Annotated in this window: 19 protein-coding genes; 2 read left to right on the top strand and 17 right to left on the bottom strand. The window is 62.2% G+C overall.

Translation table 11 applies throughout. The annotated features are described in order from the left end of the window. Positions 1-126: 126 nt before the first annotated feature. The 13 genes from KDB76_RS08765 to leuC form a co-directional block, all read right to left on the bottom strand. Positions 127-747, bottom strand: coding sequence for a phosphoribosylanthranilate isomerase (locus KDB76_RS08765; RefSeq protein WP_013971608.1), 621 nt, complete (start codon positions 745-747; stop codon positions 127-129). A gap of 61 nt (positions 748-808) precedes the next feature. Next, complete coding sequence (truA, locus tag KDB76_RS08760; protein ID WP_015269436.1) at positions 809-1663, bottom strand: tRNA pseudouridine(38-40) synthase TruA; 855 nt, start codon at positions 1661-1663, stop codon at positions 809-811. A gap of 201 nt (positions 1664-1864) precedes the next feature. Continuing rightward, entirely contained in the window at positions 1865-4591 is a 2727-nt protein-coding gene (locus KDB76_RS08755) for a FimV/HubP family polar landmark protein (RefSeq protein WP_024086530.1), read from the bottom strand. A gap of 71 nt (positions 4592-4662) precedes the next feature. Then, positions 4663-5667 (bottom strand): aspartate-semialdehyde dehydrogenase, encoded by a 1005-nt coding sequence (locus KDB76_RS08750; protein ID WP_038409132.1) that lies wholly within the window; start codon positions 5665-5667, stop codon positions 4663-4665. Between the two features lie 477 nt (positions 5668-6144). After that, positions 6145-7446, bottom strand: a complete 1302-nt coding sequence (locus KDB76_RS08745; RefSeq protein ID WP_212632279.1) for an IS4 family transposase — start codon at positions 7444-7446, stop codon at positions 6145-6147. Positions 7447-7662: 216 nt separating this feature from the next. Next, entirely contained in the window at positions 7663-9198 is a 1536-nt protein-coding gene (locus tag KDB76_RS08740; RefSeq protein WP_212632263.1) for an IS66 family transposase, read from the bottom strand. 63 nt (positions 9199-9261) lie between these two features. Next, a complete protein-coding gene (gene tnpB / locus KDB76_RS29720) occupies positions 9262-9597 on the bottom strand; it encodes an IS66 family insertion sequence element accessory protein TnpB (RefSeq protein ID WP_004575513.1) in 336 nt (111 codons plus the stop codon). Then, positions 9594-9914, bottom strand: a complete 321-nt coding sequence (locus tag KDB76_RS08730; RefSeq protein WP_096010317.1) for a transposase — start codon at positions 9912-9914, stop codon at positions 9594-9596. Before KDB76_RS08730 ends, tnpB begins: the two co-directional genes overlap by 4 nt. Before the next feature lie 357 nt (positions 9915-10271). After that, the gene (gene asd, locus KDB76_RS08725) at positions 10272-11384 is read right to left on the bottom strand and encodes an aspartate-semialdehyde dehydrogenase (RefSeq protein ID WP_023660790.1); all 1113 of its coding nucleotides are present in this window, start codon (positions 11382-11384) and stop codon (positions 10272-10274) included. A gap of 63 nt (positions 11385-11447) precedes the next feature. After that, positions 11448-12530 carry a 3-isopropylmalate dehydrogenase gene (gene leuB, locus KDB76_RS08720; protein ID WP_013971603.1) on the bottom strand — a complete coding sequence of 361 codons (1083 nt, stop codon included), beginning with the start codon at positions 12528-12530 and terminating at the stop codon, positions 11448-11450. Between the two features lie 54 nt (positions 12531-12584). Next, the gene (locus KDB76_RS08715; RefSeq protein ID WP_023660791.1) at positions 12585-13349 is read right to left on the bottom strand and encodes a class I SAM-dependent methyltransferase; all 765 of its coding nucleotides are present in this window, start codon (positions 13347-13349) and stop codon (positions 12585-12587) included. 149 nt (positions 13350-13498) lie between these two features. After that, positions 13499-14143: a 3-isopropylmalate dehydratase small subunit gene (gene leuD / locus KDB76_RS08710; RefSeq protein WP_015269431.1), complete on the bottom strand. Its 645-nt coding sequence runs from the start codon at positions 14141-14143 to the stop codon at positions 13499-13501. Then, the gene (leuC, locus tag KDB76_RS08705; protein ID WP_013971600.1) at positions 14140-15573 is read right to left on the bottom strand and encodes a 3-isopropylmalate dehydratase large subunit; all 1434 of its coding nucleotides are present in this window, start codon (positions 15571-15573) and stop codon (positions 14140-14142) included. Before leuC ends, leuD begins: the two co-directional genes overlap by 4 nt. Positions 15574-15704: 131 nt before the next feature. On the opposite strand from leuC, the gene KDB76_RS08700 reads away from it, so the two are divergent. Then, positions 15705-16583: a LysR family transcriptional regulator gene (locus tag KDB76_RS08700; protein WP_003260272.1), complete on the top strand. Its 879-nt coding sequence runs from the start codon at positions 15705-15707 to the stop codon at positions 16581-16583. A gap of 62 nt (positions 16584-16645) precedes the next feature. Further along, positions 16646-19942 carry a PAS domain S-box protein gene (locus KDB76_RS08695; protein WP_023660792.1) on the top strand — a complete coding sequence of 1099 codons (3297 nt, stop codon included), beginning with the start codon at positions 16646-16648 and terminating at the stop codon, positions 19940-19942. 101 nt (positions 19943-20043) lie between these two features. Here KDB76_RS08695 and KDB76_RS08690 read toward each other — a convergent pair whose 3' ends face one another. The 4 genes from KDB76_RS08690 to KDB76_RS08675 all read right to left on the bottom strand — a co-directional run bounded on the left by KDB76_RS08690 (position 20044) and on the right by KDB76_RS08675 (position 23609). Continuing rightward, complete coding sequence (locus KDB76_RS08690; RefSeq protein WP_024086280.1) at positions 20044-21354, bottom strand: IS4 family transposase; 1311 nt, start codon at positions 21352-21354, stop codon at positions 20044-20046. Between the two features lie 119 nt (positions 21355-21473). Next, positions 21474-21917, bottom strand: coding sequence for an Hsp20 family protein (locus KDB76_RS08685; protein WP_003260273.1), 444 nt, complete (start codon positions 21915-21917; stop codon positions 21474-21476). A 234-nt stretch (positions 21918-22151) separates the two neighbouring features. Next, on the bottom strand, positions 22152-23123 hold the full coding sequence (locus KDB76_RS08680) for a tRNA-dihydrouridine synthase (RefSeq protein WP_023660793.1): 972 nt from the start codon (positions 23121-23123) through the stop codon (positions 22152-22154). 51 nt (positions 23124-23174) lie between these two features. Continuing rightward, positions 23175-23609, bottom strand: coding sequence for a thioesterase family protein (locus KDB76_RS08675; protein WP_013971596.1), 435 nt, complete (start codon positions 23607-23609; stop codon positions 23175-23177). Positions 23610-23794: the final 185 nt, after the last annotated feature.

Raw genomic sequence — 23794 nt, 5'->3', positions numbered from 1 at the left:
CGCCGGGACTACCAGCGCGCCACCCCACCGCTAATGTGTTGTGTTGCCGCCACAGGCTCAGGCGGCTGCCCCGCAGGGCTGCGAAAGCTATGGACGATGGCGCGCAGCCAGCCGTCACATCTGCCATCACGCCTGTTTCACCGCACGCATGAAGGCCTCGATCTTCGCCGCGTCCTTGATGCCCTTGGCTTGCTCCACGCCGCCACTGACATCCACCGCATATGGCCGCACCTGGGCGATGGCCTGGCCGACATTGTCGGCAGACAGCCCGCCGGCCAGGATGATCGGCTTGCTCAGGCGCGCAGGCACCAGCGACCAGTCGAACGCTTCACCGGTGCCTCCGGGTACGCCCGGCACGTAGGTGTCCAGCAGAATGCCGCGGGCACCAGCGTAAAGCCGGCAGGCCGCCTCCAAGTCGTCGCCCGGGCGTACGCGCAGGGCCTTGATCCAGGGGCGGTGGTAGCCTTCGCAGTCCTGTGGGGTTTCGTCGCCGTGGAACTGTAGCAGGTCCAGCGGAACCACTTCGAGGATCTCGTTCAGCTCGCAGCGCGAAGCATTGACGAACAAACCGACCGTGGTCACGAACGGCGGCAGCTCGGCAATGATCGCCCGCGCCTGGCGCACGTCCACGGCGCGCGGGCTCTTGGCATAGAAGACGAAGCCGATGGCATCGGCCCCCGCTTCGGCAGCGGCCAGTGCGTCTTCGATGCGGGTAATCCCGCAGATCTTGCTGCGAACATTGCTCATGGACAGCGAACCCTGCTTGTTACGGTGAAAGGCCGGATGTTAGCAAATGACTTTTCGCCCGTCAGTCTGCCAATGCTTCGTAACCGGTCAAAAAGTGTGGACCGATGTAACGCTTGGGCAGCGCGTACTCCTCGGGGTACTCCACCTGTACCAGGTAGAGGCCGTATGGGTGCGCCGTGACCCCACCTTCGCGGCGGTTGCGCCCTTCCAGCACCTCACGCGCCCAGGTGACCGGGCGCTCTCCGGCACCGATGGTCATCAGTACACCGGCAATGTTCCGCACCATGTGGTGCAGGAAAGCCGTGGCGCGCACGTCCAGCACGATCATCTGGCCATGGCGGGTGACGCGCAGATGGTAGATGTGCTTGATCGGCGACTTGGCCTGGCACTGGCTGGCGCGGAAGGCACTGAAGTCATGGGTACCAAGCAGGTACTGCGCGGCTTCGGCCATGCGTTCGACATCCAGCGGGCGGTGGTTCCAGGTAACTTCCTCGGCCAGATGGGCCGGGCGGATCGGGTCGTTGTAGATGACGTAGCGGTAACGCCGGGCGCAGGCCTTGAAGCGGGCATGGAAGTCGGCCGGCATCGGCCGCGACCAGACGACGCTGATGTCATGGGGCAGGTTGAAGTTGGTGCCCATGGTCCAGGCGCGCTCATCGCGCACGGCGCGGGTGTCGAAGTGCACGATCTGCCCGCAGCCATGCACACCGGCGTCGGTGCGCCCGGCGCAGATTACCGAGATGGGCTCGTTGGCCACCTTGGACAGCGCCTGCTCCAGGGCCTGCTGGACACTGGGCACGCCACTGGCCTGGCGCTGCCAGCCACGGTAGCGCGCGCCTTTGTATTCCACGCCCAGGGCGATGCGGGAGTAGCCTTCGGCCGCGGACTCGGCGGCGGCGGTGTCGATGATGTCCAAGAGCATGAAACCTGTGGGGGTGTACGGAATGGCGGGGATTATAACGACAACGGCAGCCGTGTAGGGCTGCCGTTGAATATGCACCGCATTTGAGGGCCTCTTCGCGGGCTCGCCCGCTCCCACAGGTTACTCACAAGGTCGAAAATGTGTGGAGATCCTGTGGGAGCGGGCAAGCCCGCGAAGAGGCCGGCCCTGCTTACATCAGACCAACCGGGAGAGCATGTCCTCGGCCTCCTGACGCTGGCTGTCGTCGCCATCCTTGACCACTTCATCGAGGATGTCGCGTGCGCCCTGGTTGTCGCCCATGTCGATATAGGCGCGGGCCAGGTCAAGCTTGGTGGCCACTTCGTCGCTACCGGAGAAGAAGTCGAAGTCCAGGTCGTCCAGTGGCTCGGGCTCGGGCTGGGCAGCCGCATCCTCGCTGGTGAAATGCGGCTCCAGCGACGGTGACTCGAGGCTCTGCGACAGCTTGTCCAGCTCAGCGTTGACGTCATCCAGCTCCGAGGTAAAGCTCTTGGCTGCCGGCGAATCGTCTTCCAGCGACAGCGAAAGATCGAAGTCGGATGGCAGATCGAACTCGGAAAGCGGGTCGAACGCTGGCTCGCTGTCGAAGGCAGCCAACTCGGCGGCGACATCCACCGGGGTTTCGTCGACCGCAGCCGGGGCGGCCGGGGCAACCGGCTCGCTGATGTCGAGGTCGAAGTCGGACAGGTCCACAGCGGGCTGTGGCTCGGCCTGTGCCAGCATGGCCTCGAATTCGGCGTCAGCGTCGGCCTGTAGCTCGGCGTCCACCGCAAACGGCTCGTCTTCCGGCTGAACCGATTCCAGCACAGGTTCATCCAGTACCGGCTCTTCGACTACAGGTTGCTGGGCCACAGATTCGTCCAGCAGCGGCGCTGCCAGCGGGTCTTGCTCGGGCAGGTCGTCACCCAGGCTCAGGTCGAAGGCACTGTCCAGGTCCTGCTCGTCCAGGCCCGGCGCATCGAGGGTCGGCACTTCATCGAAGGCATCCAGCTCAGCATCCAGATCAACTTCGGGTTCGAGCGCTGCTTCAGGTTCCGCCAGGGCAACGGCCTCTGGTTCAATCGCCACCTCTGGCTCGACCGCAGGCACTTCCTCCGGCGCCACATCGGCAACCACTGGCGTATCAGGCTGATCCTGCAACAGCTCCTGCACGTACTGCTCATCCATCTCGGCAGCCAGGGCCGCCGCGCCCAGGCCGGCAGCGGCCAGGCCGAGCATGGCCGGGTAGCGCTCTTTCAGCCCGGCAACCGCTTCACTGTTCTGCTCACTGGCCGGCAACTTGCGCTCCTGCTCGACGAACGCGCTCTGGTCACCCTGGCGGGCGTACACATCCATCAGTTTCAGGCGCAGGTCGTCACGCTGCGGCGCGGCGGCCACGGCAGGTTCCAACAGGTCGGTAGCGCGGTTCAGGCGGCCTTCGGCCACGCATTGCTCGACTTCCGCCAGCAGCGCGGCATGGGGGTCGGCTTGCGGTTCAGGTTGCGCTTCGGAGGCGGGTGCCGCCGTTTTTTCCGCGGCGGTGGCGGCGGCAGCCGAAGCGGCGACCACGGCCGGCGACAGGGTCACGCTCGGCGCCGAGACTTCTACGCCATCGAAGCTTGCGCTATCGCTGTCAAAGCCTGCGCCCTGCTCTTCTTCCAGCGCCCGCGCCATGCGCAGGTGCTTTTCAGCCTCCTGCTGGGCCTTGCGCTTGCGCGCCAGCAACAGCAGCAGAAGCAACAGTACGAGGAAGGCACTACCGGCAATCAGCCCGAGCAGCAGCGGGTTGCCCATGATTTCGTCGACGACGCTACCTGGCTGGCCGGCGACAGGTGCAGCTTCGGCGGTAGACACCGGTTTGGGGGAGGTATCGACGGCGTCAGGCGCAGGCTTAACGACCGGTTCGGCCGGTGCAGCCGCCCCCTGCGCTTCAAGGCGGGCCAGCTGGTTGTTCTTCAACTCGATCAGACGCTGCAGCTTGTCCAGCTGGCTCTGCAGGTCGGCCATGCGGCTCTTGAGCTCTTCGTTGTCGCGACGACTGGTGTCCAGGCTTTCCTGGGCCACCGCCAGCTTGTCATTAAGGGCCTTGGCCTGGCCAGCACCGGCCTGGTTGCCCGGGCTGACCAGTCGCAGGTTGTCGCCCTGGGCGATACGCGCCGGAGCTGCCTCGGCGGCACCGCGGCGAGTGGCGTCCAGCTGGCGGGCACGCGGGCCCAGGCGACGGCCTTCACGCCAGGCAGCATACTGCTCGGCCACCTCGGCGGTCGCCTCGCCCTGCGGGATGTTCTGGATCTGCTGCTGGTCGGGCAGGCGCAACACCTGGCCAACCTTCAGCTGGTTGATGTTATTGCCGATGAACGCGTCCGGGTTCAGGGCCTGAATCGCGATCATGGTCTGCTGGATCGAGCCGCCCTGGGTATTGCGCGCGGCAATCTGCCACAGGGTGTCCCGGCGCTGGGTGGTATAGCTGCCGGCAGCGGTCACCGCTGGCGCGACATTGCCTGCCGCAGGCTTGTCGCCCTGGGCCTTGGCCTGGTCGAGCAACACGCTGTAGTCACGCAGCAGGCGGCCCTGCGGCCACATCACCTGGACCAGGAACTTTACCACCGGCTCCGGTAGCGGCTGGCTGGAGGTAACACGCAGCACGCTCTTGCCGTTGGGGTTGATCACCGGTGTGAAGGTTAGGTCTTCAAGGTAGGTTGGGAATGCCACCCCGGCCTTGCTGAAATCTTCCGGCGGCGCCAGGCTCGGTGCCACTTCGGCAGCGGTGAGGTCGCGCACGTCGAGCAGTTCGATCTCGGCGTCCAGGGGCTGGTTCTGTGCCGATTTGAGGGTCAGTTCCCCCAGGCCCAGGGCATTCGCCATGCCCGACGACAGCGCCGATGCTGCAGCCATGGCCAGAACCAGTTTGCGAATTCGAAGCATGACCTCTTCCCTTGTATGAAGCGTCCTGAAACCTGCATGCGGAGCAGGACAATAGTGCTCGCCAGTATCTTTTACGGCATGTGTTTAATCAACAATTGCGCCACTTGCACGGCATTGAGCGCGGCGCCTTTGCGCACGTTGTCGGTGGTCAGCCAGAGGTTGAGCTGCTGGTCTTCATCAACACCATGCCGTACACGACCAACATAGACCACGTCCTGGCCTACTGCGTCGCCTACCGGAGTCGGATAATCGTCGCGCTCCACCAGTTCGACGCTGTCAGCCGCCTCGAGGGCCTGGTTGACCGCCTCCAGGTCGACCGGGCGACGGCTCTGTACCGCCACACTGAAGCTATCGCCGAAAAACACCGGGACTTGAACGCAGCTCACGGAAATCTTCAGTTCAGGCAGGCCCAGCAGCACACGCAGCTCGCCGACCAGGCGGCGCTCCAGGGCGGTGTGGCCTTGCTCATCGGCGGCACCGACCTGCGCCAACATGTTGAACGCCACCTGGCGATCGAAGAAGCGCGGTTCCAGGGGCCGGGCATTGAGCAGCTCGGCAGTTTGCCGGGCGAGTTCGTTGACAGCTTCCCGACCTTGTGCGGACACCGCCAGCGCGGCCATCACCTGCACCCGTTCGATATCCAGCAGGCGCTTGAGCGGTGCCAGAGCAACGGCCAGGGCAACCGCGGCCGAGCACGGGCTGACGATGCGCGCGGGCAATGCCAGGTCAACCAGGCGTTCGGCGTTGGCTTCGGGCACCAGGGCCAGGGCGTCGTCCAGACCAGCGGACAGGTCGATGACCGTGCAACCTGCCTGCAGCGCCTTGCTGGCAAAGCTTCGGCTTACTGCGGCGCCTGCGGCGAAAAAGGCCAGCTTGGCCTGGGCAAAGTCGAAGCTGTCCACCTCACGTACCTTCAGCTTCTTGCCGGCGAACATCACGCTACTGCCCGCCGATTCCATGCTGGCCAGCAGGTGCAGGGTGGCAACCGGGAAATCCAGCTCTTCGAGGATCTGCACCAGGGCTTCACCGACGCTGCCGGTGGCGCCGACGACGGCGATGTCCAAAGGGTGTGTCATGGAAGGGATCCTTTTGCTGAAAACGGCGGGGGGCGGCACTTTACTCGGATTGTAGAGTTTTGTCTGTGCTGGCCCAAATCTAGAGCTGCGCTGCGCTGCGCCGCTCTTGCTCTTGCTCTTGCTCTTGCTCTTGCTCTTGCTCTTGCTCTTGCTCTTGCTCTTGCTCTTGCTCTTGCTCTTGATCTTGATCTTGATCTTGATCTTGATCTTGATCTTGATCTTGATCTTGATCTTGATCTTGATCTTCGCGACTTCAGGAGGCCGAGCAGAGGTCTTGCGGAGGGAGGTGACGGGCATGGATGCCCGTCAAGCGCTGAGGCCCCATGGATGGGGCCTGCAGCGCGTACTCCCGGGAGCAAGACCGGCGCGAGGGAACCCCGGAGCGCAGCGTAGGGGCCGGATGATGGGAGCGCAGCGTTTTTTGGTTACTTTTTGCCGCGTTTGGCAAAAAGTGACTCGCCGTAAGGGCCATCCCTTTCAAGGTCTTTTGATTTTGGCAGCCTTGATGACCCGATCCGTCGAAACGTGGGCATGTACAGCAGTCCCTTGCACCCAGGCTTTGGGCTTGGGCACCTTGGGGCCTCGGGGGCTTTTAGCGACTTGCTTGGGCTGGATGTTTCTGGCCAGTTCAAGTAGCCGCTGGGCCAGGTCTTCCATAGAGACAACCGGCATGTATTCGGATGGGAGGGCAATTTGCATGCCCTCATATCCACCTCTGATCTGAACCGCTAAGTGATAGGTCGACGCCTCCCAATTCTCGGGTAAGGCATCGCGGTGAGCCTGTTCAACACTTCGCTTGAGCAAGGCCAGAACGTTGTATGCCAGCACGGCAGTGGTGAATCCAAGCAAGGCGGCTCGCGGGCTGCCGAGAGTTTCAATTTCACTTTCCAGAATTGCTTCCAACCGCTGGAACATCCCTTCAATGCTCCAGCGGCGCCGGTAGAAGTCTGCGATCTGTTGCGCACTGATGCTCTCGGGCAGGTTGCTCCAGAACATCAAGCTGTTATCACCTGAGTCGTTTGGTGAATGAAGCGTTAACTCGACACGTCGCCAGCGGTGCCCGCCTTTTACTTCGATGGATTGCTCGCGCACAGTGCCTGTGGCGACCGGCATCGGTGCTTGCCACTCACCTTCCTGGATCAAGCGTGGATGCTTGGCCTGCTGGCGAATGACAAACGATGTGTGCACCTGTTCGCACGCCTCCATTACAGGCAGCGTGCAGTAGAGACGGTCAGCGATCCAAACCTGATTGGCCTTTGCCTCAGCCAGCAATGGCAAGACACAGACTCGCTCACTTGCGTAGGCGTCTTCGCACGGTTGGAGATCAATCACCTGATCCAGATCGGGGTCGTAAACCACCACCGAAAACCCGGGGCGAGCCGCCCCGCGCTCTTGGCGCAGTGCGCCAAGACGCTTTTCGGTAGAAGCCAAGTGGCTGCCATCGACCACCCGAACTTGCCAATCAGGAAGCATGGCTGAGCAGCCCAACTCATGAATTGTCGGCGCCAAGCGCTGCGCGCAGCCTGTTACCAGGGCACGCAACAGGGCAGGTTCAGTTCGACTGATCTTGTCGTACAGGGCTGCCAGGCTGACGGGAAGGTCGTCCAGTTGTCTTGCCGCAGCATGCAGCGATGGCTTCAAGCCTAATGAAACAAGCGACATCAACTTGATGATGGTCGAGAACAGCAGCTCGCGAGAATACTGCCGCTGCCGGTGCTCCTCGAAAACCTGATCGACCCACTCCGGCGCAATGGCCTGCTCCAACGCAAGTTTGGCCATTACGCTGGCGGGTGCTTTTTTCTCGAATCGCGCTAGTACATCAGCCCACATTGCTCGGGTCTTCCTGACTGGATTTCAGCGAATTCTACCGAAGACCTTGAAAGGGATGGCCGTAAGGGCGAAAAGGTGAGTATGCGTCATCATCGCAAACGGACTGTTCGCCATATCAAAACCGTCGCTTAAGCGTAAGCGTCCGGCGAACTCTCCTTGCGTAAGTCAGGCTGGCACCCACTGATGCGGCAGCAGCTGCCCGATCTCACTGGCCCGTTGCGTCGGCAGCCGCGTCAGCACATCTTTGAGATAGGTATACGGATCATGCCCATTCATGCGCGCCGACTGGATCAGGCTCATGATCGCCGCGGCCCGTTTGCCACTGCGCAGCGACCCGGCAAACAACCAGTTCGAGCGCCCGAGCCCCCATGGCCGTATCTGGTTCTCGACCTGATTGTTGTCGATGGGCACAGCCCCATCGTCCAGGTAGCGCGTTAGCGCTACCCAGCGTTTCAGGCTGTAATCGAGGGCTTTGGCCGTGGCTGATCCGTTCGGCACCAGGTCGCGCTGGGCCAACATCCAGCCATGCAGTTTTTTGCTGATCGGTACCGCCATTTCCTGACGTATTCGCCAACGGTCTTCGTTGCTCATATCCCGAGCCTGGCGTTCAACCTCGTACAAACCGCTAATCGAGTGCAGCGCCTGTTCGGCCAGCTGACTTTTGTTCGCGACATGCAGGTCGAAGAACTTGCGGCGAGCATGAGCCATGCAGCCGATTTCAGTGATGCCTTGCTCAAAACCGGCTTTGTAGCCCGCGAAGTCATCGCAGACCAACTTGCCATTCCAGGTGTCCAGGAAGTTGCGCGCATGTTCGCCTGCGCGGCTTGGGCTGAAGTCATACACCACCGCATTCAGCGCTGAAAACGGCGTCGTGCTGTAGGCCCATACATAGGCCCGGTGGGTTTTCTTCTCGCCTGGCGCAAGCATTTGCACCGGTGTTTCATCGGCGTGAATTACGCCTTGGCTCAGCACCGCTTCACGCAGTGCATCGACCAACGGCTGGAGCTGCACGCCGGTTTGCCCTACCCACTGGGCCAAGGTCGAGCGAGCAATGGCCAGCCCGGCACGGCCAAAGATTTTCTCCTGCCGGTAGAGCGGCAAGTGATCGGCAAACTTGGCCACCATCACGTGAGCCAGCAGGCCTGCGGTCGGGATACCTTTGTCGATAACTTGCGCCGGAACCGGCGCCTGAATCAGGGTTTCGCACTGACGGCAGGCCCATTTACCACGCACATGTTGCTCGACGGTAAACACGCCCGGCGTGTAATCCAGCTTCTCGCTGACATCTTCGCCAATGCGCTGAAGCTGGCAGCCACAGGCGCACTGAGTGTTTTCGGGTTCGTGACGAATCACGGTGCGCGGAAACTGCGGCGGCAATGGCGCACGCTTGGGCGATTGCCGCGACTCGGCCTGTGACGAAGCGGGAAGAAGCTGTTTTAGCTCTGCCTCGATAGCTTCAAGGTCTGTATCGAGCAGGTCATCCAGCAAGCTGCCTTGCGCCGGGCTGATTTGTTCGCTGCGCTTGGCAAACTTGTGGCGCTTGAGCAGGGCGATTTCGAACTTGAACTGTTCGATGAGGATTTCATCGTTCTGGATCTTCTTGCTCATCGCCTCGACCTGGGACTGCAACAGCAACGCCTGTGCCGCCAAGGCACGAAGCTGTTCCGGGGTCATCTGGTCGAGGTTGGGCGAGGAAGTCATGCCGCCGATTGTGCCAGAGCAGGCACGTGACGACGACACGTAGACCGGCCAAATGCACGGCGGTTACAGCATGCTGATCACACCGCCTGCGCCAACGCGCTGCCACGGCAAGCCCAGCACCAAGGCCTGGAGTTGTTCACTATCGAGTTCGACCTCGCAACCATGACGAATGCCGGGCCAGTGAAACTTGCCTTGATTCAGGCGCCGCGCGGCAAGCCAGACACCCACGCCATCGTGCACCAGCACTTTCATCCGGTTAGCCCGGCGATTGGCGAACAGATAAGCGCAGTGCGGCTTCGCCGCACCGAACACCGCGATCACTCGGGCCAATGCCGTTTCGGTACCGGCGCGCATATCCATCGGCTCGGTGGCCAGCCAGATCGCATCAATGCGGATCATTGAGCGACAGCCCTGATAAATTGCGCGCAGCCGTCGGGATCTGAGGTTGGCCATTTCACCGTGATCACTTGCCCGGCCATGGGCAACTCGATAATCACTGACGCTTCGACTGGCCGTTTAGGCGCGGCTTTTAGCGGGACGAATGCCGGTAGTGAAGCCGCTGTGGGCTGATCTCGATATAGCGGCAGCCATTTGCGGATGACGTTGGCATTTATGCCGTGACTGATGGCGACACTGGACACAGTTGCGCCAGGTTGCAGGCATTCTTGAACGACCTGGGCTTTGAACGGTTTCGGATAAGAGCTTCGCTGGCGCATGGAAATCCTGGCGATAAGGGTGATCGCGTCCGCTTAAAAATACGCGGACACCATCACCCTTAAAGCTGGAGTTCGGAAGGTGAGTTCGCCGGACGCTTACGCTTAAGCTTTTTGGCTTTTTGGCTTTTTGGCTTTTTGGCTTTTTGGCTTTTTGGCCTTTTGGCCTTTTGGCCTTTTGGCCTTTTGGCCTTTTGGATGTGGGCATTCACATCGAGAAGGCATTCATTCGCGACGGCGGCGCGCGCCTAGAAGCAAAAGCGAAAGCGAAAGCAGAGAAGAGCCGGGCCGGCCAGGATGGATCGGAAATAAAAAAACCCGCGCTGTCGCCAGCGCGGGTTTTCGGTCAAACCGGAGCGATCAACGCTCCAACAGAATCCGCAGCATGCGGCGCAGCGGCTCGGCCGCGCCCCACAGCAGCTGGTCACCTACGGTGAACGCGCCCAGGTACTGGGACCCCATGTTCAGCTTGCGCAGGCGGCCAACCGGGATGTTCAGGGTGCCGGTAACCTTGGTCGGTGTCAGCTCCTGCATGCTGATTTCACGCTGGTTAGGTACCAGCTTCACCCAAGGGTTGTGCTGGCTGATCATGCCTTCGATATCGGCCAGCGGCACGTCCTTGTTCAGTTTGATGGTCAGCGCCTGGCTGTGGCAACGCATGGCGCCGATGCGCACGCAGATGCCGTCGACCGGGATCGGGCTCTTGAAGCGGCCGAGGATCTTGTTGGTCTCGGCCTGGGCCTTCCACTCTTCACGGCTCTGGCCGTTCGGCAGTTCCTTGTCGATCCACGGGATCAGGCTGCCAGCCAGTGGCACGCCAAAGTTCTCGGTCGGGAACGCTTCGCTGCGCATGGTCTCGGCAACCTTGCGGTCGATGTCGAGGATGGCGCTGGCCGGGTTGGCCAGGTCATCGGCGACGGCAGCATGGGTAGCACCCATCTGCTTGATCAGCTCGCGCATGTTCTGCGCACCGGCACCCGAGGCCGCCTGGTAGGTCATGGCGCTCATCCACTCGACCAGGCCGGCTTCGAACAGGCCACCCAGGCCCATCAGCATCAGGCTGACGGTGCAATTGCCGCCGATGTAGTTCTTGGTACCCGCGTCCAGCTGCTGGTCGATGACCTTGCGGTTGACCGGGTCGAGGATGATCACCGCGTCATCCTGCATGCGCAGGGACGAGGCGGCGTCGATCCAGTAACCCTGCCAGCCGGCTTCACGCAGCTTGGGGAAGACCTCGTTGGTGTAGTCGCCGCCCTGGCAGGTCAGGATAACGTCGAGGGTCTTGAGTTCTTCGATCGAATAAGCATCCTTGAGCGGAGCTGTATCCTTGCCCACGTTCGGGCCCTGGCCGCCAACATTGGAGGTGGTGAAGAACACCGGCTCGATGAGGTCGAAATCCTGCTCCTCCAGCATCCGCTGCATGAGCACGGAACCGACCATACCGCGCCAACCGATCAGACCTACACGTTTCATCGCAACTACACCTTTGCTAAAAGTGGGCCGCCACCGGGAATTTTGGGTGGCGGGCCAGAGAGATTACAGATTCCGCAGCGCTGCGACTACTGCGTCGCCCATTTCCTGCGTACCAACTTTGCGGCAGCCTTCCGAGAAGATGTCGCCGGTGCGCAGCCCCTGGTCCAGGACCAGGCTCACGGCCTTCTCGATCGCCTCGGCGGCAGCCGACTGATTGAAGCTGTAACGCAGCATCATCGACACCGACAGGATGGTCGCCAGCGGGTTGGCGATGCCAAGGCCTGCGATGTCCGGGGCCGAGCCGTGGCACGGCTCGTACATGCCCTTGTTGTCGGCATCCAGCGACGCCGAAGGCAGCATGCCGATGGAACCGGTCAGCATGGAAGCTTCATCCGACAGAATGTCACCGAACATGTTGTCGGTCACCATCACATCGAACTGCTTGGGCGCACGCACCAGCTGCATGGCGGCGTTGTCGACGTACATGTGGCTCAGTTCAACATCCGGGTAGTCCTTGGCCACGTCCTCGACCACTTCACGCCACAGCTGGCTGGAAGCCAGGACGTTGGCCTTGTCCACCGAGCACAGCTTCTTGCCGCGCACGCGGGCCATGTCGAAACCGACACGGGCAATGCGGCGCACTTCGCTTTCGCTGTACGGCAGGGTGTCGTAGGCCTGGCGCTCGCCGCCTTCCAGCTCGCGCTGGCCACGCGGGGCACCGAAGTAGATACCGCCGGTCAGCTCACGGACGATGAGGATGTCCAGGCCGGAAACGATCTCTGGCTTGAGCGACGAGGCATCGGCCAGTTGCGGGTAGAGGATGGCCGGGCGCAGGTTGGCGAACAGGCCCAGTTGCGAACGGATTTTCAGCAGGCCGCGCTCGGGGCGAATGTCACGCTCGATCTTGTCCCACTTCGGCCCGCCCACGGCGCCCAGCAGCACGGCATCGGCCTTGCGCGCACGCTCCAGGGTCTCGTCGGCCAGCGGCACGCCGTGCTTGTCGATGGCGGCGCCACCGATCACATCGTGCTCCAGGCTGAAGCCGAGCTGGAACTTGTCGTTGGCCAGCTCCAGCACCTTGACCGCCTCGGCCATGATTTCCGGGCCGATACCGTCACCTGGGAGAATCAGAATCTGCTTGCTCATGCTTTCCTCTATCCAATCACGCGGTGCGGCCAAGCGGGCCCCACCGAAAAGTTCTTAACGCTCGGCCCACAACACCAGCACATCGGTGCTGAACGAACCATCGGCCTCGATCTGGTAATACTGCCGTACTTCTTCACCCATGGCTTGCTGCAATTGGCGAATTGCCACGCGCATTGGCTCGGGGGTGCGCATGCGCTCGACCCAGCTGGAAAACTCCAGGCGCAGCGGCTGGCGAGTGTGGCTGCGCACATGCAGGCCAGCCTCGCTGACCTGGCGTTGCCATTCGGCAGCGGAATAATCGCGCACGTGGCTGGTGTCGCGCAGTACTTCGACCGTTTGCAGGTAGGTGTCGAGCAGCGGGCTGCCCGGCGACATGACGTCGATGAACGCCGCCACGCCACCCGGCTTGAGCACTCGGCGCACTTCGCGCAAGGCCAGGCCCAGGTCGCTCCAGTGGTGGGCCGAGTAGCGGCTGAAGACGAAGTCGAACGAGGCGTCGGCAAACGGCAGGCGTTCGGCAGCACCGCGCTCGGTGGTGATATTGGCCAGGCCGCGCTCGGCGGCGGCACTGGCGACCACGTCGAGCATGGCTTGCGAGAGGTCGTAGGCGACCACTTCGGCAACCAGAGGGGCGACATGGAAACTGACATGACCGGCACCGCAACCAAGGTCGAGCAAGCGGGCATGGCCCCGCCCTGCCAGCGCGTCTTGCAGCAGGCCGAATTCACTGCCTTGGGCGTGCACGGCGCTGCTGAGATAGGCGCTGGCCTGTTCGCCGAACTGGCGTTGGACCACATCGGTGTGCTGGGTGCTGGTCATGTCTCGATCCTTTTGGTCTTTCTGCTGCCTGTACCGGCCCTTTCGCGGGTAAACCCGCTCCCACAGGACCTCTACAGGTTTCGAATCCTGCGCTGTACCTGTGGGAGCGGGCGTGCCCGCGAAGAGGCCGGTACTGTCACCTGCAAACTTCAGGCATCACGGAACAGCCAAGGCTGCCCGGCGCGGTGCTTGCCCTCGAAGGCTTTGATCGCATCGCTGTCCTGCAGGGTCAGGCCGATGTCGTCCAGGCCGTTGAGCAGGCAGTGCTTGCGGAACGCATCGATCTCGAAGTGCAGCACCTTGCCATCCGGACGGGTCACCGCCTGCGCCTGCAGGTCGATGGTCAGCTGATAGCCCGGGATGGCTTCGACCTGCTTGAACAACTCGTCTACTTCCTCGTCGCTGAGGATGATCGGCAGCAAGCCGTTCTTGAAGCTGTTGTTGAAGAAGATGTCGGCAAAGCTCGGCGCGATCACGCTGCGGAAGCCGTACTCGTCCAGCGCCCACGGGGCGTGCTCACGGCTGGAGCCGCAACCGAAGTTCTCGCGCGCCAGCAACACGCTGGCACCCTGGTAGCGTTCGTGGTTGAGCACAAACTCCTTGTTCAGCGGGCGCTTGCTGTTGTCCTGGTAAGGCTGGCCCACATCCAGGTAACGCCACTCGTCGAACAGGTTGGGGCCGAAGCCGGTGCGCTTGATCGACTTCAAAAACTGCTTGGGGATGATCTGGTCGGTGTCGACGTTGGCACGGTCCAACGGTGCGACGAGGCCAGTGTGCTGGGTAAAGGCTTTCATGCTGCGCTCCCTTGGATCAACTCGCGGACATCGATGAAGTGGCCGGTCACCGCGGCGGCGGCGGCCATGGCCGGGCTGACCAGGTGGGTACGGCCACCGGCACCCTGACGGCCTTCGAAGTTGCGGTTGGAGGTGGACGCGCAGTGCTCGCCGCTCTCCAGGCGGTCCGGGTTCATCGCCAGGCACATCGAGCAGCCTGGCTCACGCCATTCGAAACCGGCCTCGAGGAAGATCTTGTCCAGGCCTTCGCGCTCGGCCTGGGCCTTGACCAAGCCCGAGCCCGGCACCACCAGCGCCTGCTTGACGTTGGCAGCGACCTTGCGGCCCTTGGCGATTTCGGCGGCAGCGCGCAGGTCTTCGATACGCGAGTTGGTGCACGAACCGATGAACACGCGGTCGAGCTTGATATCGGTGATCGCCTGGTTGGCGGCGAGGCCCATGTACTTGAGGGCACGCTCGATCGAACCACGTTTGATCAGGTCAGGCTCGGCAGCCGGGTCCGGCACGCGCTGGTCGACAGCGAGGACCATCTCCGGCGAAGTGCCCCAGCTGACCTGCGGCTTGATTTGCGCAGCGTCGAGCTCGACCACGGTGTCGAACACCGCGTCAGCGTCGGAGACCAGGCCTTTCCAGGCTTCGACCGCCTGCTTCCACTGCTCGCCCTTCGGCGCGTACGGGCGGCCTTCGACATAGGCAACAGTGGTGTCGTCCACCGCCACCAGGCCTACGCGGGCACCGGCTTCGATGGACATGTTGCAGATGGTCATGCGGCCTTCCATCGACAATTCGCGGATGGCGCTGCCAGCAAATTCCATGGCGTGGCCGTTACCACCGGCGGTACCGATCTTGCCGATCACGGCCAGGACGATGTCCTTGGCGGTTACGCCGGCAGGCAACTGGCCTTCCACGCGCACCAGCATGTTCTTCATCTTCTTGGCGACCAGGCACTGGGTAGCGAGCACGTGCTCCACTTCGGAGGTGCCGATGCCGTGGGCCAGGGCACCGAAGGCGCCGTGGGTAGAGGTGTGCGAGTCACCGCAGACCACAGTCATGCCAGGCAAGGTGGCACCCTGCTCCGGGCTGATGACGTGGACGATGCCTTGACGCTCGTCATTCATCTTGAATTCGACGATGCCGTATTCGTCACAGTTCTCGTCGAGGGTCTGCACCTGCAGGCGCGACACCTGGTCGACGATGGCCTCGATACCGCCCTTGCGCTCTGGCGTGGTCGGCACGTTGTGGTCAGGCGTGGCGATGTTGGCGTCGATGCGCCAAGGTTTGCGGTTGGCCAGGCGCAGGCCTTCGAAGGCCTGGGGCGACGTCACTTCGTGGATGATGTGACGGTCGATGTAGATCAAGGACGAGCCGTCATCACGGCGCTTGACCTCATGGGCTTCCCAGAGTTTGTCGTAGAGCGTTTTGCCAGCCATCAGACTGTTCCTCATCAGCGTCTTTCTATGCCAAAGACCCCTTGGCTTGTGCGGTCGATGCTAGGGGGTTAGATTGAATAACTCAAATTCATAATTTTTATGCTTTGGATAACCAACAGGAATGCGACCCCATGGATCTGGCCAACCTTAGCGCCTTCATCGCGATTGCCGAAACCGGTAGTTTTTCCGGGGCGGCCGACCGCCTGTTCCTGACTCAACCGGCCGTCAGCAAACGCATCGCCGGACTGGAACAGCAACTGGATGTGCGCCTGTTCGACCGGCTGGGCCGCGAGGTGACCCTGACCGAGGCGGGCCGCGCCCTGCTTCCCCGCGCCTACCAGATCCTCAACGTCCTCGATGATACCCGGCGCGCGCTGACCAATTTGACCGGGGAAGTGAGTGGTCGGCTGACCCTTGCCACCAGCCACCATATCGGCTTGCACCGCCTTCCCCCGCTGCTGCGGGCCTTCACCCGGGAATACCCTGCAGTGGCGCTGGATATTCAGTTCATGGATTCGGAAGCGGCCTACGACGAAATCCTCCATGGCCGCGCGGAGATTGCCGTTATCACCTTGGCACCCGAGCCGCACCACTTGGTCAAGGCCGTGCCGGTATGGGACGACGCCCTGGACTTCGTCGCCGCTCCCGAGCACCCGCTGGCCAACAACCAAGCGGTCAGCCTGGCCGACGTCGCCCGCCACCCGGCCGTGTTCCCCGGCGGCAACACTTTTACCCACCACATTGTTCAGCGCCTATTCGAAAGCCAGGGCCTGACGCCGAACATCGCCATGAGTACCAACTATCTGGAAACCATCAAAATGATGGTGTCCATCGGCCTGGCCTGGAGCGTGCTGCCGCGCACCATGCTCGACGAACAGGTTGCACCCATCGCATTGCCGGGCATACAGCTGTCTCGCCAGCTAGGCTACATTTTGCACACGGAGCGTACGCTTTCGAACGCGGCCAGGGCATTCATGGCCCTGCTCGACAGCCACGCGGGGCCCGCTTGACCGGTCGTCAGCCCGGTATTGCCACCTCCAAGGACGCGTCATACGCCAAAGGTCTGGTACCGATGCCCAAATCAGCGAATCGCTTTTTGCGCCTGCCGCGCATACCAGCGGCCGACCCTCAGGAGTCGGAACAGGCCTGGCAGAACGCCCCACAGTTGCTGGCCGCACTCAACGGCGCGCGGCTGGGTGCCTGGCTATGGGATATCGACAGCGGCCGGGTGAGCTGGTCACGGGGCACCCAGGCCCTGTTCGGCTTCGACCCGCAGCGCCCGCTCCCCGCGGATATCGACTACCTCGACCTGCTGCCGGAGGAAGACCGTGCGCGCACACGCCAGGTGTTCCAGGCAGTGTTCAACGGCGAACCGGTGGAACAGGCCATGCGCCACCGTATCCGCTGGCCGGACGGCAGCCTGCACTGGCTGGAGATCAACGGCAGCCTGACCCACGACCCGAACGGCCGGCCGCAGATGATCGGGGTGATCCGTGAAATCACCCGCCAGCGCGAGCGGGAAACGGCGTTGATCAATTCGGAAAAACGCTTCGCTACCCTGTTCCACCTCAGCCCCAATGCCATTTTGCTCACCCGACGCCACGACGGCATGATCTTCGAGGTCAACCAGCACTTCGAAGACATGTTCGGCTGGCCCGGTAGCCAGGTGATCGGCAAGACCAGCCTGGAGCTTGGCCTGTGGGCAAACCCCGAACAGCGCCACCAGTTGCTGGAGTCGACCCGTGGCAACACTGGCCCTTTGATAATGGAAGTACAGTTCCGCGCTACCAGCGGCAAGGTGCATGACGGCATCCTCTGTACCCAGGGCATCGAACTGGAGGGCGGAACCTTCCTGCTCAGCACCTTTATCGACACCACCGAGCGCAAACGTGCCGAGCAGGCCTTGAAGGACAGCCAGGAGCGCCTGGACCTGGCCCTGGATTCGGCACAGCTGGGCACCTGGGACTGGCATATTCCCAGCGGCATGCTGTACGGTTCGGCGCGCGCCGCACAGCTGCACGGCCTGCCGCCCATCCCGTTTCACGAATCGTTCGACGCGTTTTTCGAAGGGGTCCCGGAGCAAGAGCGCAATTCGATGCGCCAGGCCTACCGTAGCCTGCGCGAAGGACCTGCCGGCAACTACCAGATCACCTACCGGGTACAGCTGGAAAACGGCATTTCGCGCTACATCGAAAGCCGCGCCCGGCTGTACCGCGACGAGCAGGGCAACCCGCTGCGCATGGCTGGCACTTTGCTCGACATCACCGACCAGGTGGAGCGCGAACAGCGCCTGAGCGCTTCGGAAGAGAAGTTCGCCAGCCTGTTCCAGGTAAGCCCCGACCCAATCTGTGTCACCCGCCAGGACACCGGGCAGTTCATCGAGATCAATCCGGCGTTCACCCAGACCTTCGGCTGGAGCACCGAGCAGGTAATCGGCCGCACCGCCGAGGAAATCGGCCTGTGGGCGGAGTCCATCGAGCGCGCGCAACGCATAGAGCGGGTAATCCGCGAACAGGCCCTTAGCAACGTCGCCGTAGTGGTCAACCACCGCAATGGGGCACCGCTGACCTGCGTGATTTCCAGCCGCCTGATCACCGTCGATGACCAGCCTTGCAGTGTTACCACCCTGCGTGACATCACCCAGCAGCAGCGCGCCGAGGCGGCGCTGAAGTCCAGCGAGGAGAAGTTTGCCAAGGCCTTCCACTCCAGCCCTGACGCCATCACCATCACCGAACGCTACAGCGGTCGCTACCTGGAAATCAACGACGGTTTCTGCCGCCTGACCGGCTACAACGCCGCCGACGTGGTCGGCCGCACGGTGTACGAGATCGGCATCTGGGCCGACGACAAGCAGCGCAGCGCCCTGCTGGCCGAGTTGCGCGAGCGTGGCCGGGTGCATCATCGCGAGATGCTCGGGCGCAACAAGCGCGGTGACATCCTCACTGTGGAGGTGTCGGTGGAGCCGATCACCCTCAATGAGGTGGACTGCCTGCTGGTGACCGCCCGCGATGTCAGCCAGCTGAAAAACGCCCAGGCACAGATTCGCCACCTGGCCTACCACGACCCGCTGACCAACCTGCCCAACCGCGCCCTGCTGATGGACCGCCTGAGCCAGCAGATCGCCCTGCTCAGGCGCCACAACCTGCGCGGCGCCCTGCTGTTCCTCGACCTCGACCACTTCAAGCACATCAACGACTCGCTGGGCCACCCGGTGGGCGACACGGTGCTGAAGATCATCACAGCGCGGCTGGAAGCCAGTGTGCGCCTGGAAGACACCGTGGCGCGCCTGGGTGGCGATGAGTTCGTGGTATTGCTCAGCGGCCTGGAAGGCAGCCGCGAGCTGGTCGAAGAGAAAGTCCGCGGGCTGGCCGATACCCTGCGCGAACTGCTGGCCGAGCCGATGTCGCTGGATGGCCAGCGCCTGCAGGTAACACCCAGCATCGGCGTGGCGCTGATCCCTGACCACGGCGCCACCCCGGCCGACCTGCTCAAGCGTGCCGATATCGCCCTGTACCGTGCCAAGGATTCCGGGCGCAACACCACCCAGCTGTTTCATACCACCATGCAGAAAGCTGCCAGCGAGCGCCTGCGCATGGAGAACGACCTGCGCCTGGCCTTGGCCCGCGGCGAGTTGGCGCTGCACTTCCAGCCGCAGGTGGATGCGCGCGACAACCGCATCGTCGGTGCCGAGGTGCTGCTGCGCTGGCATCATCCGCAACTGGGTCAGCAACCACCGGCGCAATTCATTCAGGTGCTGGAAGAAAGCGGCCTGATCCTGGAGGTTGGCAGCTGGATCCTCGACGAAGCTTGCGATGCTTGCGCACGCATGCTCGGCGACGGGCTGATCGACGCCGATGATTTCAGCTTGTGCGTGAACATCAGCCCACGGCAGTTCCGCCAGAACGACTTTGTCGGGCGGGTGCTGCGCAGCCTGGACGATTACCGCCTGCCACGGCGAATGCTGACGCTGGAAATTACCGAAGGCATCGTCATCCAGAACCTGGAGGACACCATCAGCAAGATGCGCGAGCTGAAGCGCTACGGGGTGAGCTTTGCCATGGATGACTTCGGCACCGGTTATTCCTCGCTGACCTACCTGAAACGCCTGCCAGTGGATGCGCTGAAGATCGACCAGACCTTCGTGCGCGATGCGCCGGAAGACCCCAACGACGCCGAAATCGTCCGCGCCATCGTCGCCATGGCTCGCAGCCTGGATCTGACGGTGATTGCCGAAGGGGTGGAGCTGACCGAACAGCTGGAGTTCCTTGAACGGCTGGGGTGCCACCTGTACCAGGGGTACTTGCACAGCCGACCGCTGCCGTTGCCGGAATTCCGGCAGATGTTGCTGGAGGCGCCGGCGGATTACTGAAACCGATGCAGATGCGATTCCTGTGGGAGCGGCCTTCAGGCGATCACAATAAAAAGGGCACCCCTGGGGGTAATGCCAGTCAGTTAAGCTGACTGGCATTTTCATTTTCGGGTCGGATATTTTGCAGGGCGCTGCTTCACCACTCTGGGGAACCATCGATCGGGTCGCCGATGGGGTAGGACATACTGAGCCGCTGACGCCTGCAGATCTGCCAAAAAACCTGGCAAGTTGCCGGGATGGTTTAATGACGTGCCATGCAGCAAGCCCAGAATCGCCCAGCTACAAGCGGTAAAGCTCATCTCGCATGGGTACACGCCTGGGCACTGTCTCGACATCTGCACCATCTGATAACGCAATAGGTTGTAGCCCAACAGCACGCCCCACAGCTCTTGCGCAATCATCTCCGGCGTCTTGCTTCTCAGGGTGTATTCGCCCCCCAGAAGTCCTTGTTTGATCTCCCGATAACCCAGCTCGATTTCCCAGCGCTGACTGTAAAGATCAACGATCTCATCGCCAGGGAAGCGCTGCGCATCGGTCATTGAGGTCAAGACACTCACAACCTTTCCTTTGATTGTTTTGCTCAGCAGTCGTGCCCGCATTTCCAGCGGCAAGCCTGGCCATTGCTTGCGGGCCTGGGGCGATGTGCGCAGGACGACCACGGCATCGTTGCGTCCTAGCGTGTGTTCCACCTCGTACTGAGTGCCCTTTTTCACAGGGATCAGCCAGTGTCGATGCTCACCTTGTGACTGCCAGTGGTGCAGCAAGCCCAACGAATAGAAACCTTTATCGAACAGGGTCAGCGAGTGGTTCGGCGTGGTCGCGATCAGCTGCTCTGCCAGCTTCATTTCACTACTGTGGTAGCTCTCGAAAGTGCTGTTTATCAGTAAGTGGCTGGTCAGCTCCATCTGGCAGACCATCCTAACCTGAGGAAAACCGCCATCCCCATGCTGATTGGTAGCGCCCCCGTAAAACGCACGGTTTTCAGCTGTGTCAGGCGTACTCCAGACAACACCGTCCACACCAAGCAGCGTCAAGCCCAACCAGTGCGGGTGCTTGGTTTCTTCGTGCCACCGCTGCTGAGTGAGCGTGAAAACTTCACGTACAGCTTCACTGCCCAGTCGCTGCCGCCCTTGTACAACAGCACTGGGGGCCACCAGAGGCCTCTTGCCCGGCAGCATGATGTCCATGTGGTTTACGACATCCCAAGCCGACATACGGCGGAACAGCGCCATGCCGATGATGCACCACACCAGGCTCTCAAGCGGGAGGCGTCGCTTGCGAATGGTCGCGACACCTGCCGTCTCAAAAGCTTGTTGCACAAGATCAGGATCGAGCAACGCCCCCAGCCCCTCGAGGGCATGTGGCCGCGATGCCATTTCGTGAGTGAGGGAGAGGGCTTGTGACAGGCGCATAAAAAATCCGATGCTCGTTTCCAAGCATCGGATTTTGCGGCCTACGGGCTAAAGCTCAAAGCGTCAGTCTTAACTGACTGGCATTACCCCTGGGGGTGCCCTTTTTCACATCTACACGATCAGTTCAGCGCTGGCTTGTCGCCGTTGATCGGAATGCGCTTGGCCTTGGCCTCTTCAGGCACGATGCGCAGCAGGTCGATGCTGAGCAGGCCATTGGCCAGGCCGGCGGCCTTGACTTCGATATGGTCGGCCAGGCGGAACGACAGCTTGAAGGCGCGTTGCGCGATACCCTGATGCAGGTAGGTCACTTCAGCAGGGCCATTGTCGCGCTTGCCACCGGTCACGGTCAGGACACCTTTTTCAACCTGCAGGTCGAGGTCCTCTTCCTGGAAACCGGCTGCAGCAACCACGATACGGTAGTGGTCATCGCCATGCTTTTCCACATTGTAGGGCGGGTAGCTGCTACCGGCCTCGTTACGTGCCGCGGATTCGAACAGGTCGTTGAAACGGTCGAAACCAACGGAATGGCGGAACAGTGGAGCGAGAGAGAAAGCGGTAGTCATGGTCATGAACTCCTGAGATTCAGCAAGTAAGTCATTACGCGACCCGACTTCGGCATCGCGTACTCAAGAGATATGGCCGGGGGAAATGCTTTCAAGGGGGGAGCAGAAAAAATCTGGATTCCTGCGTTGGGCTTGACGGCCTCTTCGCGGGTAAACCCGCTCCCACAGGGAGCTCACACATTCCAAAACCTGCGCCGAACCTGTGGGAGCGGGTTTACCCGCGAAAGGGCCGGATCAGGCAACACAAGCCTCCAAGGAAACCGCCTCAACCCCCAGCAACCGGCTGATCCGCGCACAGTCATCTTCCCGCCGCAATTCGGCAAACAGCACAACCGCTTCGGGATAACTGCGGGTCAGCATCGCCAGCCACTGCTTCATCCGCCCCGGTGCATAGCGCGGCGACAACTTGGCCTGGGCCTGACGCCAGAACTCGCGAAGCAACGGCAGCAGGTCGTCCCAGCTCATCGGCTGGTACTCCCGCCCGTCACGCGCCGCGGCAATCTGCAGCCCAAGATCGGGGCGCGAAACCAGCCCACGACCCAGCATGATGTCTTCGGCGCCACTGACCTCACGACAGCGCCGCCAGTCGTCCACGGTCCAGATCTCGCCGTTGGCGAACACTGGCACCTTGACCACATCCTGCACCCGCGCCACCCACTCCCAGTGGGCCGGGGGCTTGTAGCCCTCGACCTTCGTCCGCGCATGCACCACCAGGTGCGCCGAACCACCTTCGGCCAGCGCCGTGGCACACTCCAGCGCGCCATCGGGGCTGTCGAAACCCAGGCGCATCTTCGAGGTGACCGGGATATGTGCGGGCACGGCACGGCGCACTTCACGCACAATAGCGTGCAGCAGCTCCGGCTCCTTGAGCAGCACCGCTCCACCGCGCGACTTGTTCACGGTCTTGGCCGGGCAACCAAAGTTCAGGTCTATCACCGGCGCGCCCAACTGGCAGGCCAGCGCGGCGTTTTCCGCCAGGCACACAGGGTCCGAACCCAACAACTGCACGCGCATTGGTACCCCTGCAGCGGTCCGTGCGCCATTGCGCAACTCGGGCGCCAGCTTGTCGAACGAGGAAGGCGGCAGCAGGCGGTCGCACACGCGAATGAACTCGGTGACGCACCAGTCGATACCGCCCACGCGGGTCAGCACGTCGCGCAGGATGTTGTCGACCAGCCCCTCCATGGGGGCCAGGGCAATTTGCATGTCAGGTTCTCGGCGGAAAAAGCCGGCAGTCTAACAAAAATTGCCGGTGTTTCAGGCGCCGATCAGCGCCGGGCCGTAACCGTCGAGGAACTCCGCCGGCATGCGCTTGGGCTTGCCGCTGGACAGCTCGATGCAGGCAAAGGTGGTCTGGGCGCGCAGCAAAGTCACGCCGTCGCGCGGGCGCTTGAGCTGGAAGCGCCGGGTCATGCGCAGGCGCTGGTCCCAGTTGATGATCCAGGTGGCCAGTTGCAACTCGTCATCCTCGTAGGCAGCGGCCAGGTAGTCGATTTCGTGGCGCACCACGGCCATGGCCCGGTCCAGTCGGCGATATTCGGCCAGGTCCAGGCCCAGGCGTTGGGAGTGGCGCCAGGCGCAGCGCTCCAGCCAGGTAACGTAGACCGCGTTGTTGGCGTGGCCGAGGCCGTCGATATCCTCGTTGCCGACGCGCAGGTCGATGACGAAAGGTGTTGCCAGGTCCCAGCTCATGTTCGCTTCCTTGGAGCAAAAGTGGATTTAGCAGGGCCCTGCAGAAAAAAGTCCAGCCCTTGTGGAGGATTTACCGGCCTCATCGCCGGCAAGCCAGCTCCCACAGGGTCTGCGCTGGTTCAAAGGCTTGCGCTGTACCTGTGGGAGCTGGCTTGCCGGCGATGAGGCCAGTACAGGCAACATCA

It is taken from the genome of Pseudomonas sp. JS425, assembly GCF_018223845.1.
GTDB classification, from domain to species: domain Bacteria; phylum Pseudomonadota; class Gammaproteobacteria; order Pseudomonadales; family Pseudomonadaceae; genus Aquipseudomonas; species Aquipseudomonas asiatica.
Note: the sequence above shows the minus strand (reverse complement) of the source record. Positions and strands in the feature narration are given on the sequence as shown.